Raw genomic sequence first — 14,738 nt, 5'->3', positions numbered from 1 at the left:
ATTTGTTAAAATCATTTCGGACAACCAAGGACGTCCGAAAACTATACATAAGTTAGGGGTAAGTGATCATGGAAAAAACTTTTTTGATGGTAAAGCCTGATGGCGTTCAACGTAACCTTATTGGAGAAATCGTAAGCCGTTTCGAGAAAAAAGGATTCAAATTGGCAGGAGCGAAGCTGATCCAGATTTCTGAAGAATTGGCTCAGAACCATTATGGAGAACATAAAGAACGTCCTTTCTTTGGTGAACTTGTCGACTTCATCACTTCAGGCCCGGTTTTTGCAATGGTCTGGGAGGGTGAAAATGTAATCGCGACTGCTCGTAACATGATGGGTAAGACGAATCCTTCTGACGCGGCCCCTGGAACGATCCGTGGAGACTTTGCAGTTCAGGTTGGCCAAAATATCATTCATGGTTCAGACTCACCTGAAAGCGCTGAAAGAGAGATCAATTTGTTTTTCAACGAAGAAGAACTAGTAAGTTACGATAAGACAATTGCTAAATGGGTATAAGCGCAAGGAAAACCAGTTGAAACTGATCAGCTGGTTTTTTTTCGTTTAAAAGGACCTGATTCACCTATACATTGCTAGCTAAGAGGACACTAGGGCCCTATTTGTTTAAAATCGAATAAAAAAGAACTTCAAGAGCCAATTTCCAGTATCTCTCCTTCTTGCCCCAATAAAGGATCAGATGTCCTCTAATGACTATATCTACTTTTACTTTCCGACTTTTTACTTTTTGTCCGATTCTTTCATAAATATTCGAGCTTCTTACCGATATATATAGTAGAAAACACAAATGAGGAGAAATATGCATGGATCAAGATTATAGAATGTTTTCCACACAGATCAAACAAGAAACGGGTATTGATTTATCACTTTATAAAGAAGCTCAGATGAAGCGTCGCTTAATCGCCTTGAGAGATAAAAAAGGATTTGTCACATTCAAGGATTTTTATGATGCAATGAAAAAAAACAATATCTTGCTAGAGGAATTTCTTGACCGGATGACGATCAACGTTTCAGAGTTCTTCAGGAACCCATCAAGGTGGAAAGTGTTGCAAAACGAACTGATCCCAAAGTTGTTGAAAGGGAAAGATTCACTTTATACTTGGAGTGCAGCATGTTCTACTGGAGAAGAACCCTATACTCTTGCTATGATATTGAGAGAAGAGATTCCCTCACAGAAATTTTCGATCTTGGCAACAGACATCGACGAATTAGCTATTAAACGGGCAAAGCTCGGTTACTACTTGGAAAAAAGTTTGAAAGATGTACCAGAAAAGATGAAGAAGGATTATTTCGAAAAAGAAGGAATTGGTTATAAGATCAATGATTTACTGAAAGACAATATCCATTACGAAAAGCATAACATGCTTGCTGAATCATTCAAGACTGATTTCGATTTAATCATATGCAGGAACGTCATGATCTATTTTACTGAAGATGCGAAGCGTCAGCTTTATCAAAATTTCAGCAATGCTTTACGTCCTGGAGGAATTTTGTTTGTCGGAAGTACAGAACAGATCTTCAATCCGAATCAATATGGACTTGAATCTGTGGCGACATTTTTTTATGCTAAAAAATAAAGTCCTTGAACAACAATGTGACTTAGTCAGAGGAGTTTTAAATTGGAAACCATTGAAGTGAAAACAAAAAGCAAGCAATATCCAGTGCATATAGGGGAAGGTGCTATTTCAAAACTCGGTCATCTAATAGAGGAGTCTGTTCCCAGATGCAGCAGTATTTTGATCATAACAGACAGTAATGTCGCTCCTCTTTATTTGCAGCAAGTGAAGATGGAGCTTAAAGACTACCAAGTATATAAGTGGGTCATACCAGCAGGTGAATCAAGCAAATCTCTAAGGGAATATGAAAAGGGGATCACCTATGCACTGCGGTGCCAATTGGACCGGAATGCTCTTATCATTGCCCTCGGAGGAGGAGTGGTCGGAGACCTTGCTGGTTTCATAGCTTCTTCTTACTTGCGAGGTATCCGGTTCATCCAAATTCCGACGACTCTTTTGGCGCATGACAGCAGTGTTGGTGGCAAGGTAGGAATCAACCACTCATTAGGCAAGAATTTGATTGGGGCTTTCCATCAACCTGAAGCGGTCTTGTTCGATACCAATTTTCTTACTACCTTGCCGGCCAGGGAATGGCGTTCAGGCTTTGCTGAAATTGTAAAGCTGGGCCTCATTAGGGATGCGGAATTCTATGAATTTCTTTCCTCGAATATAGAATCGTTGCCAGTAAAGGAAGAACTGCTCGGTAAAGTCATCAAGCGCGCAATTGAATTAAAAGCGGAAATTGTAGGAATGGACGAGCGCGAAGCCGGGATTCGGGCTTATTTGAATCTTGGTCATACCCTTGGCCATGCAATCGAAGCAGAAAGCAGATATCAAAGCATTTCCCATGGAGAAGCGGTCATGATCGGAATGCTGTACGCGATCAAATTAAGTGAAGCAAGCATGAAACGTAAGATCGTGACTAAACGTTTTTATCAATGGATAGAACAGTTAGGCTATGCTTTTTGGCACCCTACCTTGAATAAATCCGGCTTATTACTTGAGAGAATGAAGCAAGACAAAAAAAACAGCAGGCAACAGATTCATATGGTGTTATTGAAGGAATGTGGAGAAGCAACTCTTGAAAAGGTTGAAGACCAATTCATTCTCGACCAATTGTCATCGTTCAAGGCGTGGGTAAGAGGGAACGTTACGAACTAGGATCGAACTTTCCAGAAGTCAAGACAGAATTTCAAAGCTACTGGCTAACAATGAAACAGGACAGGGGTGTTTTTTATGAAAGCAAAGGAACAAATCTTATCTCTGAAGGCTTATCAACCTGGAAAGCCGATTGAAGAAGTCAAAAGGGAACTTGGTCTTACTTCAGTGACCAAATTGGCATCGAACGAAAATCCTTTTGGTTGTGCATCTGCGGTTAAAGATGCCGTGATGGATGAGTTGAATAGCGTATCGATCTATCCAGACGGATACGCATCGGAAATACGTTCCAAGCTTGCAGATTATTTGAATGTGCAACCACAACAAATATTGTTCGGGAATGGCTCGGACGAAGTGGTTGAAATGTTTTGCCGGACATACTTGTCTCCAGAATCCAATACGGTGATGGCAGCCCCGACATTTCCTCAATATAAACATAATTCGGTCATCGAGGGTGCTGAAATCATTGAAGTTCCTCTTACAGAGGAAGGTAAACACGATTTAGATAAAATGTATGAAGCAATTGATAGGAATACGAAAATCGTCTGGATTTGCAGCCCGAATAATCCTACCGGTACAATCGTTAGGGAAAGGGAACTCGTATCCTTCTTAGAGAAAGTACCGTCTGATGTAATTGTAGCCTGTGATGAGGCCTATAAGGAATACGTTGTGGCAGATGACTATCCTGATACACTTGCCCTTCAACGTGAATTTCCCAATCTGATCGTCTTCCGGACTTTCTCCAAAGCATTCGGATTAGCGTCTTTACGGATCGGTTATGGAGTCGCCCATGAGGATCTCATCAAAATTGTAGATCCCGTCCGCGAACCATTTAATACATCGCGTGTTGCACAAAGGGCTGCTATCACTGCCCTGGATCATTTGGGCTTCATTGAGATGTGTCGTGAAAGGAACCGGGAAGGAATGGAGCAGTATGAGGCATTTTGTCAAAACTACGATTTAAGCTTCTATCCTTCACAAGGAAATTTCATCTTGATCGATTTCAAAAAGAAGCAAGGGGATGAAGTGTTCAATTATCTATTGAAGAATGGATACATCGTCCGTTCCGGGAATGCACTGGGGTTCCCGACAAGTGTACGGATAACTGTAGGTAGCAAAGAACAGAACGAAGGGATCATTCAATGTCTATCCCATTGGCTGGACAAGGAAACAGTTTCTTGATTTTATCTGAATTGATGTAATTATATAAATTTTCAAAAAATATATTGCTTTTTGAATAGAGCTTGTTATAATAATTGTAGTATGGTTTCTCTCCACTCCTATCCATATAAAATGGACATTGCGCCAGTTGCTTTGTAGATTTCTACAAGTAACTGGTCTCTTTTTTTCCCAAATGAATCACTGAATGTTCTGAATTCAAGACTCCTCTCATAGCCTGTCTATAAACACCGTTGTTCAAAATGAGGAGGGGACTGAAGGGATGGAATATATTTTAGAAAATGTCTGGACGACAGATAAAGTTCCTCGTCAGAAACATGTCCATATCAGAAATAATGTTATATGCTATGTATCTGAAAGACCTCTTAAAATGAAGTGTTATACTGTAAATTCTACTGGTTTGAATGTGGTGCCAGGCCATATCTTGAGAAATTTTTCTTTAAGTGGAATGGATGAAGAATCATTGCTCAATCACTGTGAAGAACTTGTCTCTAGAGGATGTACCACGGTAGTTTCAGCGTTTCCATTAAAATATACCAAAGAATTCGAGCACCGATTAGAATCACTCCGGAAACAGCTCTCCAATTTACCAATTGATTATGTTATAGGTGTACAGCTCCCGATGACCCGAATCTCCCCTTCACTTATCCGAAATTGTCAAAGGCATAAACTCCCTTTTATCAATACGATTGTTGAGCAGGAGGAAGATCTTGACACCGTCATCTGGGAATGGATCAGGAATGTAAATTTTCCTTATACGATACCTATCCTTGCCGATTGGTCACAACTCCCCGTCCATGAAAAAAGACTGCTTCAACTGAAAGAGAAGTGGAAGAGGCTCTGTAAAGAAAAATCAATTGCGACAATCGATGCCTTCCCCGAAGAAGGAGAACGATTGTCAAAGGATCAATTACAAGGACTCGGCATATATCCCAAAAAGGGATCATGGATATCCGGGAGTGATGTAGATTATCTGATATATGAAGGGAACATATCGGTTGATGGGGAAGAAATACTAAAGTATGATGGAGATAATAATCCAGCAATCGTCGTACAAAATGGAACAGTCATCAAAGTCGGAGAGGAATTCCGCCTTGAACCAGGAACCGGAAGAGAATTGAAAATCATCCGGCCGGGTATATTCCGAGCGATGTCCAACGACTTGTTATAGAAAGAAAGGATGTCCGATCATGCCGAATGTACAAGAAGCCATAGAGGCGATAGACCGTGGTGAAATTGAAAATGGGCTTAGCCTATTGAAAAAATCGAGAGAAAACGCTGATCATGAAACCCTCCTTGAAATCGCACAAATTTACAATGAGCTCGGGTTTATACAGGAAGCATCGGATGTAGCTGAAGAATTGATCGCGTTTTATCCAGAGGTTGACGATTTGAAATTGTTTGCCGCAGAATTATACATCGAAATGGAACAAGAAGAGGAGGCACTCCATTTACTTTCCTCCATTACATCTGAGAATGAGCGGTATCTTGAGGCTCTGGTACTTTCGGCTGATCTATATGAAAGACAAGGACTGTCTGAAGTTGCAGAACAGAAGTTGCTTACAGCAAAGCGGATAGCTCCAAATGAACCAGTTATAACTTTCGGCCTGGGCGAATTTTATTTACATCATGGGAACTTTAACAGAAGCAGGATCTATTATGAGGAATTGATCAAAGCTGGACATGAAGATTTTAATCAGACACCTATTCATTTACGAATGGCAGAGTCACTGACAGGATCCGGGCAATTTGAAGAGGCTTTGACCTATTATGAAAAAGGACTTCAAGAGGAGTCAAATCCAGATGATTGGTTCGGGTATGCATTGACTGCAAACCGGATCGGCGAACATCAGAAAACGATCCAAGCACTCAACCATTTGAAAGACCTGGATCCTCAATATACGACATTGTACCCTACTTTGGCCCAGGCTTATGAGGAGGAAGGTGCTTTGCAAGAGGCGATGGAAGCTTGTTTGGAAGGTATCCGGTGGGATGAATTCAACGATGAATTGTACTTACAAGCAGGAAAGCTCGCCTTTCGATTACATGACCAGGGCAAAGGTATCGAATTGTTGAAACACGCAATAAGCCTGAACCCTTCAAACACGAATGCGATTTCTGTCTTGATGGAACAATATCTTCAGGGCGGTATGTATGAAGCTGTTACAGACCTGGCTGGGGAAGTTGAACGTTATGGGGACCTTCCACCAGGCGCCATCTGGAAAACAGCTGTCGCCTATCGAGAATTAGAAGACGATGAACACGCATTAAAAAAGTACGTAGAGGCATATACTGAACTCAAAGACCAGCCAGAGTTCCTTGAAGATTACGGATGGTATTCCCTTGAGATCGGCGAACGTGCGAGGGCGAAAGAATTATTCAGCAAAACCATGGCAATCGATCCTGATCGGCTTCACCTCGAGGAAGAAATTAACCGGTTACAGGATCTATAAGATGTATGCATTAATCGGATGGATCATAAATTCAAAGGCGAGAACTTCCTAATACACAAAAATTTCATAAAAAAGAAGGAATTAATCCAATAAGGATAGAACATAGTAAATAATCATCAAATCAGTTATGTAAAAAACTGTTTGGCTGTAAGAAATTGTAAGATCTCGAATGACATGGGAATGATGGAGGGATTGCAATGGGCAGCACCGTTACCGTCTTAGAAAAAAAGGATTTTCTAAAATGGTTTTTAAACCACTATCAACTGAAAAAACGCGAATGCGTATGGCTGCTTAACTATTTAGTGAGCGATGAGGCGCTGATGGAAAACGTTCATTTTGTAGAAAATGCTGAGTACTGTCCTAAAGCGATCATCATGTCCACCAACTGTGTGGACGGTGTGCCTTTCCGATTCTATAAACAGAATATCCTGACAACGGACGCTGAAAAATCGTTTCATGATATCCGATTGAATCAGGATGAAGATGTGTATATCGAATTGAAGTTCAAAGCGGCTTACCGTACACCGCAGTATGTAGCTGTACTGGAAGAAAATCCTCATATTCCAGAAAATATGGTTCCAGACAAAAAATATGGATTATGGGCAGAGATGATACTTGATCAGTCATTCAGCCATTTCCGTAAGAAGTCGCTTCAATCACAAATCGATGAAGCGCTTGATCGTAAGGATTACGAATCTTTTGAACGGCTCACTAAAGAACTTAATAAGCTATGATAATCGGATTGAATCGATTACGTAGCTGCTCACCATAATTACAAACCCGCTCATTATGGAATTGCGGGTTTGTTTTTTATTTTGGCTTTGTTAACTAGTGATGTTATGCCTTTATTTTTGCAAGCACTTTCTTTATATGTAACAAATTGTTCAACGGTTAATCTTTTCCTTACCGTATCCATAATGGTAAACTGAGTAGGAATGCACTTAGAAGGATGTGACGAAAATGAAATGGTGCTCGAAGGATCTGGACATGTATTTGCAAGCTTCAGAATATGTGGACACTGCTATTGTGCCGTTGATCCCGATTACATGGGGATCTCAGAAGAAGAACGTCATTCTGAAAGGTGAATTTCCTTTAATCCTATCAGAAGAAATCGAGCGTCAGTTGAAAGGGCGAGTGTTCCTTTTCCCAGCGATTACATATTTGGTCAGTGAGCGGGATGAAGAAATACTGAAACGGATTTCAGCCCTCACAAGCGAACTTGAAAATGAAGGCATGCCTTATCCGGTTTTCATCACTTCGGATGCTAGATGGACAGGAGCTGAAGTGCTAGGAGACCGTCTTGTGAATATACCACCAGTCCCCTTAGAACATATGGATGAAGAATACCAACGGGAGATCGTTTCTGAACAAGTCAAGCATATTCTACAAATTGTCACAAAAAAGTGGCAAAACACATTTTAGTGCGAATAGATTGATTGAAATGGACAATGATATTATTGACGATGATGTGAAGTTACGCTATCATGTTAATGTCCTAGTAATATATGTGTAATATAATGAATTGTCCGGTTGGACTTAGTCTACTGCGTAAGGGGGGAAACCAATGGCCAACAAAGATGAGGTCTCCAGACGACAATTTTTGAACTATACCTTAACCGGTGTCGGTGGATTCATGGCTGCGGGCATGCTCTTACCGATGGTTCGGTTTGCGATCGACCCTATAATGAAACAAGGGGCAGGTCAAGATATGGTAGCTGTTGTCGAAGAGGGTAAGATTACAGAAGAACCGCAAAGATTTACATTTAAAGTTAATCAAAAAGATGGCTGGTATGAATCGGAAGTCACTCAAGCTGCCTGGGTGTTTAAAGACAAAAACGGTGACATCGTTGCATTATCACCAATTTGTAAACACCTTGGCTGTACAGTAGACTGGGGAACAGACCCTTCTCATCCAAACCAATTCTATTGTCCTTGTCACGGTGGACGTTATACGAAGGATGGGACGAATGTTAAGGGCACGCCGCCACTTGCACCGCTTGATGTATATAAGAAAGAGGTCAAGGACGGTAAACTTTATTTAGGTCAAGCAGAACCACAGTAGAAAGGGGCGTAATTGATGTTACAAAAAATGTATGACTGGGTAGATGAACGTCTTGATATTACGCCTATGTGGCGGGATATTGCAGACCATGAAGTGCCTGAGCATGTCAATCCTGCTCACCATTTCTCAGCGTTCGTTTACTGTTTCGGCGGATTAACGTTTTTCATCACGGTAATCCAAATTCTTTCTGGAATGTTTTTGACGATGTATTATGTTCCGGACATTATCAATGCCTATGAATCGGTTCATTATCTACAAAATGAAGTCGCATTTGGCGTAATTGTTCGTGGAATGCACCACTGGGGTGCTAGTCTAGTAATCGTAATGATGTTTTTACATACTTTACGTGTTTTCTTCCAGGGTGCGTACAAAAAACCTCGTGAATTGAACTGGGTAGTCGGAGTCTTGATATTCGGCGTCATGCTTGGACTCGGTTTCACAGGTTACCTTTTACCTTGGGACATGAAAGCGCTGTTTGCTACAAAGGTAGGACTTGAAATTGCGCAAACGGTTCCTGTCATAGGTCCTGCAATGAAAGCATTATTAGCAGGAGATGCACATATCATCGGTGCACAAACATTGACGCGATTCTTTGCAATCCATGTATTCTTCTTGCCTGGTGCCCTTCTTGGTCTTATGGGAGCGCACTTTATCATGATTCGAAAGCAAGGAATTTCTGGACCACTGTAAAAGATGCGATAGGATAAGGAGGGAGAAAGATGCATCGTGGCAAAGGTATGAAGTTTGTCGGGGATTCCCGTATTCCTGCAGAACGTAAGCCTAACATCCCGAAGGACTACTCCGAGTATCCTGGGAAGACAGAAGCGTTCTGGCCAAACTTCCTTTTAAAAGAATGGATGGTCGGATCCGTATTCTTGATTGGCTATCTCATCCTGACAGTCGTTCACGAATCACCGCTTGAGCGTAAAGCGGATCCAACGGATGCGAGTTACATTCCGTTACCAGACTGGTATTTCTTATTTTTATACCAATTATTGAAATATAAATATGCAGCAGGGGATTATACTCTGATCGGTACGGTCGTCATGCCTGGGTTGGCGTTTGGAGCCCTATTGCTGGCTCCATGGTTGGATCGCGGACCGGAGCGTCGTCCTAAGAAGCGCCCTGTAGCGACCAGCTTGATGCTGTTGGCCTTGATTTCAATCATTTTCTTGACATGGGAATCAGTTGTAAACCATGACTGGGAAAAGGCTGAAGAACAAGGTAAACCGGTTGAAGTGGAAATCGATAAGCAAGCTGAAGGCTATAAAGTTTATCAAGAACAGACCTGCATAGGCTGTCACGGTAACAACCTGCAGGGCGGAAGCGGACCATCTCTGATTGGTACTGGATTGGCACCTGAAGAGATCGCTAAGATCGCTAAAGAAGGTGTTGGAAGTATGCCAGCTGATCAGTTCAAAGGATCAGATGAACAACTGAAACAACTTTCAGAGTTCATCGCAAATCTCGAAAAAAAATAACGTTCAACGAAGCTGACTTGAAAAAGTCAGCTTTTTTCAAACATTCCAATGGGTAATTCATGAGGTTACAGATCATTTTAAGGAGATCGCCAATGTTCAACGTCTTAATGCTGTTACGTCACCGATCCGTTCTATGGATGCTGCTGATCATCAATATATTAGGTACGATATACGGCTATATCTGGTATGCTGATCAATTGAAAACGACTCCGTGGTACTTCTTACCGTTTGTCCCGGATAGTCCGACTGCAAGCCTTTTTTTCGTATTAGTGCTGATTGCGTTTTTATTAGGGAGGAACTGGCCATTACTAGAAGCTCTGGCGGCTATAACCCTGTTTAAATATGGCATTTGGGCGGTTGCGATGAATTTAGTTGGAGGGTATGTCAGTGGGTCTTTGACATGGGTGAATTTCATGTTGATTTTCTCACACCTCGGAATGGCGATTGAAGGGCTTTTGTATACACCCTTTTATAGGATCAAAAGGTGGCATATCTATAGTGCTGCTGTCTGGGTCATTCATAACGAAATGATAGATTATCTTTTTGATATGGAGCCGACATACTCCGTGCTTGATATGTATACCATCCAGATCGGTTACTATACTTTCTGGCTCAGTATCCTGTCTATCATCATCGTCTATCAATTGACGATCCGGTCTAGTTCTACTTCTCGTTTGAAAATAGAATAGCGTTCTACTCTTGTCCCATTCTTCATAAGATGAACTATGAAGACGAGTTGGTGTTTATCAGAACGCCATCTCCATTCGTACAAAGTATGAGGAGTTAGTTTCTTAAGAGGAGGGACAAGTTTTATGAGAGGGGTATTGGTTGCACTGCTCATCATGTTACTCATTCAATTACCTACAACGATATTTGCTGCTGAAGACAACGGAAATGATCATTGGAAAAAGCTGAGCGACTTGTCTTATAAAGCACTTCAATTGACTAAAGCTGAAAAGTACGCCGATGCCAAAGACGTTTTACGTTATTTTGAAGATGAATACCTCAGTTTATCGGATCAACAGAAGAAATTGTCGATGTATAATCTCAGGGTTTTTTCCACGAGCTATGATGAATCTGTCAAAGTTTTGACTAGTACTTCAGCGACGCATGAAGAGCGGGTAGATACATTGGTTCAATTACATCTGTTGGTGGATGCTGTCTATTCTACTCACCAGCCGCTTTGGAAATCGACAAAAAATGAATTGATGCGTCCTCTGGAACAAATGAAAGATGCAGCAGCCAATCAGGAGCTGCAAAGCTTTTACGCTTATTTCAATCAATTTTTATCAGAATATGAGAAGATACATGCGGCATTGAGCGTCGATTTACCGCAGGAGTTATTAAGCCGTATTGATTCATATATCACCTACCTGGATGAAAATAGATCTTTGATCGTAACGACCGATCATCAGATCCAGCAGATCCATGTCATTGAAGCAGGATTGATTGATGCTTTTGACACAACGAAGGAAGATAGTGCCGATCCTTCGATTCTTTGGCTCATCTTCGCGGTCGGCGGCGGAATTATTTCTACATTATTTTATGTGGGTTGGAGAAAATATTCAGGAGAAAAGAAAGAATACCAAACGTTTTCGAAGAAGAAGGAATACAACCGGTTCCGATAGGGTATATGACAAAAAAATGAATAGAGGTGAGTCCTGCCATGTTTTTAATATACTTTCTGCTATTGCTTGCGATTCCACTTTGGGCACAGTTCAGAGTGAAAAAGGTATACCGCAAGTATTCGCAGATGCCTTCTGCATATGGAATGTCAGGAGCGGAAGTAGCCCAGAAAATCCTCAATGACAACGGGCTTTTCGATGTCAAAGTTGAACCTGTAAGGGGAAAGCTCTCAGATCACTATGATCCCAGGACGAAAGTGGTCAGGCTTTCGGAAGATAATTATTATGGACACTCTATCGCTGGAACAGCAGTTGCAGCTCATGAGATCGGGCATGCTATCCAACATGCCGAACAATATGCGCCTTTAAGATTCCGACATGCGTTAGTTCCTGTTGCTTCGATTGGCTCAAATCTATCCTACTTTCTGATCATCATCGGGATTTTGATGAATGCCGCTAACTTAATCTTACCTGGTATCCTTTTAATGGCGGGGGCTGTATTATTTCAACTGGTCACCTTGCCTGTCGAGTTCAATGCTAGTAATAGGGCGATGAATCAAATCGTACATCTAGGTGTGATTCGAAATGATGAAGAACGGCAAGCGAAGAAAGTCTTGAATGCAGCTGCTTTGACATACGTTGCGTCAGCGCTGGTCGCTGTATTGGAGCTGGCAAGATTTGTACTCATTTTCCTAGGGATGAACCAATCTGACTAGAATGAACAAGTCCTATGAAGATCCGTTTGATAGTCATTATCTATCAGCGGTCTTTTTTGTTTTTCTTGACTCAATCTCTACATACCGATTTAAAAAAGGGGCTATCCAATAAGTAACGGACCTTCATCGGCTGACAACACTTTGAGCGTTGTTGAAAAGGTCAATTACTCGTTATTGGACTGCCCCATTTGCATGGACTAGAGGACTAATTCGCAAATTGTATAAAAAGCAATTGTTTTTCAATACTTTTCAGCAAATAAGGGTCTCTGGTGTCCACATCTGGTCAATCATGTAATGGGTTTTTGTTTTCGTCGAGTGTGAAGCCTTCTCCGAGGACGTCATGGACATCGTTGACAGCCACGAATGCATGTGGATCGATTTGCTGAATCAAGTTTCGTAAGCGGAAGATTTCATTGCGCGCGATCACACAATATAGAACTTCTTTCTGATGGCCGGTAAACGTTCCCCTTCCGTTCAATACTGTTGCCCCGCGGTCGAGCTCCTGAATGATACGGTTGGCGATTTCGGTATTCTTCTCCGAAATGATCATTGCAGCCTTGGCAGCATATACACCTTCCTGGATGAAATCGATCACCCTCGCTCCTACAAACACAGCCACCAAAGTATACATCGCTTCCGTATAATTTAAATAAGTGATCGTGGCGGACAATATGACGAAAGCATCGAAAAGGAACATTGTCTTTCCAAAGCTCCAGCCAATATATTTATTTGCGAGACGTGCGATAATATCCACACCGCCTGTCGTACCGCCATAACGGAAGATGATTCCGAGGCCGACCCCGATGAATACGCCGGCGAAGAGGGCGGCTAAAGTCAGATCTTCATGAAGCGGGAAAGACAAGCGGAAATGGTATTGGAAAAGCCAGAAGAAAAATGAAACTGCTACAGTCCCGATGATCGTATAGATGAATGAATTCCTTCCTAGAAGCCTCCAACCTACTAAGAACAAAGGAATGTTCAAGACAAGGTTGGAGATTGCAGGATCGATAGCAAAGAGATTATAGAGAATAAGGGTAATCCCTGTAAACCCGCCCTCTGCCAGATTGTTTTCTATATTAAAATGAATGATGCCAAAACCGAATATTGCTGAACCTAACAAAATGAACAATACGTTCTTTGCCTTGATCTTCAGCATGGGAAGCCTCCTTTCAATTGATCGGTGTTTTTCAGGTAAAAGCCTGAAATACTAGATCCATATCCTTTTTCTTTGAAAGAGAATCAATTCTACTCGTAATATCATTCCTTAATCAATCTATCCATGTCTTAAACATTTGTCAAACTGATTTGATTTAGCTAACATGAAGAGTAGGATGAAACGAGGTGTGGATATGGATGAACGAACGATGAAAGAAATGCAGGAAACGGTTGATGATTATATTGGACAGTTTAAGGAAGGTTACTTTAGTCCTTTAGCGATGCTTGCAAGAATGACGGAAGAACTAGGTGAACTTTCCCGTGAGGTGAATCATCGCTATGGTGAGAAACCGAAGAAATCCACAGAGCATGAACAATCCATTGAAGAAGAGTTGGGAGATCTTTTGTTCGTCATTATTTGTTTTGCAAACTCATTACATATTGATTTGGACAAAGCACTTCATATCGTGATGGAGAAATTCAATACAAGAGATAAAGATCGTTGGACTAGAATCGAGGAGGCAGAAGAATGAGTCAAGAGAATATACGTATTATCATTGCTGGACCAAGGGGGAAGATGGGAAAAGAAGCCGTGAAAATGGTGACCGATACTGAACACTTCACTTTACAGGCTGTCGTTGATACAAAAAATGCAGGGAAGAAACTTAGTGAGTTGGAGGATCAACCGAATTTGGATATCCCTGTGTATGATGATTTCATTACATGCATTAATGAAGTAGATGCAGATGTACTCATCGATTTGACCAAGCCTGAGTCTGGGAAAAAGCATTTGGAGGCTGCACTGGAGAATGGGGTTCGACCGGTCATAGGGACGACAGGTTTTACAGATGAAGAGATCCGAAATTACAGCAGCATTGCGGAAGAGAAAGAGATTGGTGCAGTAATCGCTCCAAACTTTGCCGTTGGTGCGATCCTGATGATGAAATTTGCTCAGATGGCTGCAAAATACATGCCGGACATCGAAATCATCGAAAAGCATCATGATCAAAAGCTGGATGCCCCGTCAGGAACGGCTGTAAAGACGGCGCAAATGATCAAGGAAGTAAGGCAATCGCAGACTCAGGGACACCCGGATGAAAAAGAAGAGATGAAGGGTGCTAGAGGAGCGGACGATGATGGATTACGAATCCATAGTGTTCGTCTACCCGGTCTTGTTGCACATCAGGAAGTCCTGCTGGGCACCACCGGTCAGACTTTATCCATCAAACATGACACAATTGATCGAAGTGCGTTCATGCCTGGTGTCAAAATGGCTGTAGAAACCGTCATGAAACTTGATATGCTCGTCTATGGACTGGAAAATCTGATGGAATAGAGGATA

The 14,738-nt window shown here is 41.7% G+C and carries 17 protein-coding genes; 16 read left to right on the top strand and 1 reads right to left on the bottom strand.

The genetic code is table 11. From position 1 onward, the window contains the following. Positions 1-68 precede the first annotated feature (68 nt). The 14 genes from ndk to L1611_RS00470 all read left to right on the top strand — a co-directional run bounded on the left by ndk (position 69) and on the right by L1611_RS00470 (position 12,241). Positions 69-512 carry a nucleoside-diphosphate kinase gene (gene ndk / locus L1611_RS00535; RefSeq protein WP_236310951.1) on the top strand — a complete coding sequence of 148 codons (444 nt, stop codon included), beginning with the start codon at positions 69-71 and terminating at the stop codon, positions 510-512. A 302-nt stretch (positions 513-814) separates the two neighbouring features. Then, complete coding sequence (locus tag L1611_RS00530) at positions 815-1,588, top strand: CheR family methyltransferase (protein WP_236310949.1); 774 nt, start codon at positions 815-817, stop codon at positions 1,586-1,588. A gap of 42 nt (positions 1,589-1,630) precedes the next feature. Beyond that, positions 1,631-2,728, top strand: a complete 1,098-nt coding sequence (aroB, locus tag L1611_RS00525; RefSeq protein WP_236310947.1) for a 3-dehydroquinate synthase — start codon at positions 1,631-1,633, stop codon at positions 2,726-2,728. 75 nt (positions 2,729-2,803) lie between these two features. Continuing rightward, positions 2,804-3,907: a histidinol-phosphate transaminase gene (gene hisC / locus L1611_RS00520; protein ID WP_236310944.1), complete on the top strand. Its 1,104-nt coding sequence runs from the start codon at positions 2,804-2,806 to the stop codon at positions 3,905-3,907. A gap of 259 nt (positions 3,908-4,166) precedes the next feature. Continuing rightward, on the top strand, positions 4,167-5,075 hold the full coding sequence (locus L1611_RS00515; protein WP_236310942.1) for a hypothetical protein: 909 nt from the start codon (positions 4,167-4,169) through the stop codon (positions 5,073-5,075). Positions 5,076-5,094: 19 nt separating this feature from the next. Then, the gene (locus L1611_RS00510; protein ID WP_236310940.1) at positions 5,095-6,357 is read left to right on the top strand and encodes a tetratricopeptide repeat protein; all 1,263 of its coding nucleotides are present in this window, start codon (positions 5,095-5,097) and stop codon (positions 6,355-6,357) included. 197 nt (positions 6,358-6,554) lie between these two features. Beyond that, complete coding sequence (locus tag L1611_RS00505; protein ID WP_236310937.1) at positions 6,555-7,091, top strand: ReoY family proteolytic degradation factor; 537 nt, start codon at positions 6,555-6,557, stop codon at positions 7,089-7,091. A gap of 226 nt (positions 7,092-7,317) precedes the next feature. Beyond that, positions 7,318-7,779: a YpiF family protein gene (locus L1611_RS00500; protein WP_236310935.1), complete on the top strand. Its 462-nt coding sequence runs from the start codon at positions 7,318-7,320 to the stop codon at positions 7,777-7,779. A 142-nt stretch (positions 7,780-7,921) separates the two neighbouring features. Next, a complete protein-coding gene (locus L1611_RS00495; RefSeq protein ID WP_236310933.1) occupies positions 7,922-8,419 on the top strand; it encodes a Rieske (2Fe-2S) protein in 498 nt (165 codons plus the stop codon). Between the two features lie 15 nt (positions 8,420-8,434). After that, the gene (gene qcrB, locus L1611_RS00490; RefSeq protein WP_236310930.1) at positions 8,435-9,109 is read left to right on the top strand and encodes a menaquinol-cytochrome c reductase cytochrome b subunit; all 675 of its coding nucleotides are present in this window, start codon (positions 8,435-8,437) and stop codon (positions 9,107-9,109) included. 29 nt (positions 9,110-9,138) lie between these two features. Continuing rightward, positions 9,139-9,900: a menaquinol-cytochrome c reductase cytochrome b/c subunit gene (locus tag L1611_RS00485; protein ID WP_236310927.1), complete on the top strand. Its 762-nt coding sequence runs from the start codon at positions 9,139-9,141 to the stop codon at positions 9,898-9,900. Between the two features lie 92 nt (positions 9,901-9,992). Next, on the top strand, positions 9,993-10,589 hold the full coding sequence (gene lhaT, locus L1611_RS00480; protein WP_236310924.1) for a lipoprotein heptaprenylglyceryl N-acetyltransferase LhaT: 597 nt from the start codon (positions 9,993-9,995) through the stop codon (positions 10,587-10,589). Between the two features lie 123 nt (positions 10,590-10,712). Then, a complete protein-coding gene (gene ypjB / locus L1611_RS00475) occupies positions 10,713-11,528 on the top strand; it encodes a sporulation protein YpjB (RefSeq protein WP_236310922.1) in 816 nt (271 codons plus the stop codon). Between the two features lie 38 nt (positions 11,529-11,566). Further along, on the top strand, positions 11,567-12,241 hold the full coding sequence (locus tag L1611_RS00470) for a zinc metallopeptidase (protein ID WP_236310920.1): 675 nt from the start codon (positions 11,567-11,569) through the stop codon (positions 12,239-12,241). A 283-nt stretch (positions 12,242-12,524) separates the two neighbouring features. On the opposite strand, the gene L1611_RS00465 is transcribed toward L1611_RS00470, so the two are convergent. Continuing rightward, on the bottom strand, positions 12,525-13,397 hold the full coding sequence (locus L1611_RS00465; RefSeq protein WP_236310918.1) for a YitT family protein: 873 nt from the start codon (positions 13,395-13,397) through the stop codon (positions 12,525-12,527). Between the two features lie 193 nt (positions 13,398-13,590). On the opposite strand from L1611_RS00465, the gene L1611_RS00460 reads away from it, so the two are divergent. Together L1611_RS00460 and dapB are read left to right on the top strand one after the other, a co-directional pair. Then, positions 13,591-13,929: a nucleotide pyrophosphohydrolase gene (locus L1611_RS00460; RefSeq protein WP_322972516.1), complete on the top strand. Its 339-nt coding sequence runs from the start codon at positions 13,591-13,593 to the stop codon at positions 13,927-13,929. Next, complete coding sequence (dapB, locus tag L1611_RS00455; RefSeq protein ID WP_236310914.1) at positions 13,926-14,732, top strand: 4-hydroxy-tetrahydrodipicolinate reductase; 807 nt, start codon at positions 13,926-13,928, stop codon at positions 14,730-14,732. Before L1611_RS00460 ends, dapB begins: the two co-directional genes overlap by 4 nt. Positions 14,733-14,738: the final 6 nt, after the last annotated feature.

Origin of the sequence: Pseudalkalibacillus salsuginis, assembly GCF_021646685.1 — a bacterium.
In the GTDB taxonomy this organism is placed as follows: domain Bacteria; phylum Bacillota; class Bacilli; order Bacillales; family Fictibacillaceae; genus Pseudalkalibacillus; species Pseudalkalibacillus salsuginis.
This window is presented reverse-complemented; position numbering and strand designations above follow the sequence as displayed.

What these genes read in the sequence shown, in the direction of transcription:
- L1611_RS00470 (WP_236310920.1), top strand. Translation starts at nt 11,567, where the DNA reads ATGTTTTTAATATACTTTCTGCTATTGCTTGCGATTCCACTTTGGGCA.
- ypjB (WP_236310922.1), top strand. Translation starts at nt 10,713, where the DNA reads ATGAGAGGGGTATTGGTTGCACTGCTCATCATGTTACTCATTCAATTA.
- L1611_RS00465 (WP_236310918.1), bottom strand. Translation starts at nt 13,397, where the DNA reads ATGCTGAAGATCAAGGCAAAGAACGTATTGTTCATTTTGTTAGGTTCA.
- L1611_RS00500 (WP_236310935.1), top strand. Translation starts at nt 7,318, where the DNA reads ATGAAATGGTGCTCGAAGGATCTGGACATGTATTTGCAAGCTTCAGAA.
- lhaT (WP_236310924.1), top strand. Translation starts at nt 9,993, where the DNA reads ATGTTCAACGTCTTAATGCTGTTACGTCACCGATCCGTTCTATGGATG.
- ndk (WP_236310951.1), top strand. Translation starts at nt 69, where the DNA reads ATGGAAAAAACTTTTTTGATGGTAAAGCCTGATGGCGTTCAACGTAAC.
- hisC (WP_236310944.1), top strand. Translation starts at nt 2,804, where the DNA reads ATGAAAGCAAAGGAACAAATCTTATCTCTGAAGGCTTATCAACCTGGA.
- qcrB (WP_236310930.1), top strand. Translation starts at nt 8,435, where the DNA reads ATGTTACAAAAAATGTATGACTGGGTAGATGAACGTCTTGATATTACG.
- L1611_RS00460 (WP_322972516.1), top strand. Translation starts at nt 13,591, where the DNA reads ATGGATGAACGAACGATGAAAGAAATGCAGGAAACGGTTGATGATTAT.
- L1611_RS00485 (WP_236310927.1), top strand. Translation starts at nt 9,139, where the DNA reads ATGCATCGTGGCAAAGGTATGAAGTTTGTCGGGGATTCCCGTATTCCT.
- L1611_RS00495 (WP_236310933.1), top strand. Translation starts at nt 7,922, where the DNA reads ATGGCCAACAAAGATGAGGTCTCCAGACGACAATTTTTGAACTATACC.
- L1611_RS00505 (WP_236310937.1), top strand. Translation starts at nt 6,555, where the DNA reads ATGGGCAGCACCGTTACCGTCTTAGAAAAAAAGGATTTTCTAAAATGG.
- L1611_RS00515 (WP_236310942.1), top strand. Translation starts at nt 4,167, where the DNA reads ATGGAATATATTTTAGAAAATGTCTGGACGACAGATAAAGTTCCTCGT.
- L1611_RS00530 (WP_236310949.1), top strand. Translation starts at nt 815, where the DNA reads ATGGATCAAGATTATAGAATGTTTTCCACACAGATCAAACAAGAAACG.
- L1611_RS00510 (WP_236310940.1), top strand. Translation starts at nt 5,095, where the DNA reads ATGCCGAATGTACAAGAAGCCATAGAGGCGATAGACCGTGGTGAAATT.
- dapB (WP_236310914.1), top strand. Translation starts at nt 13,926, where the DNA reads ATGAGTCAAGAGAATATACGTATTATCATTGCTGGACCAAGGGGGAAG.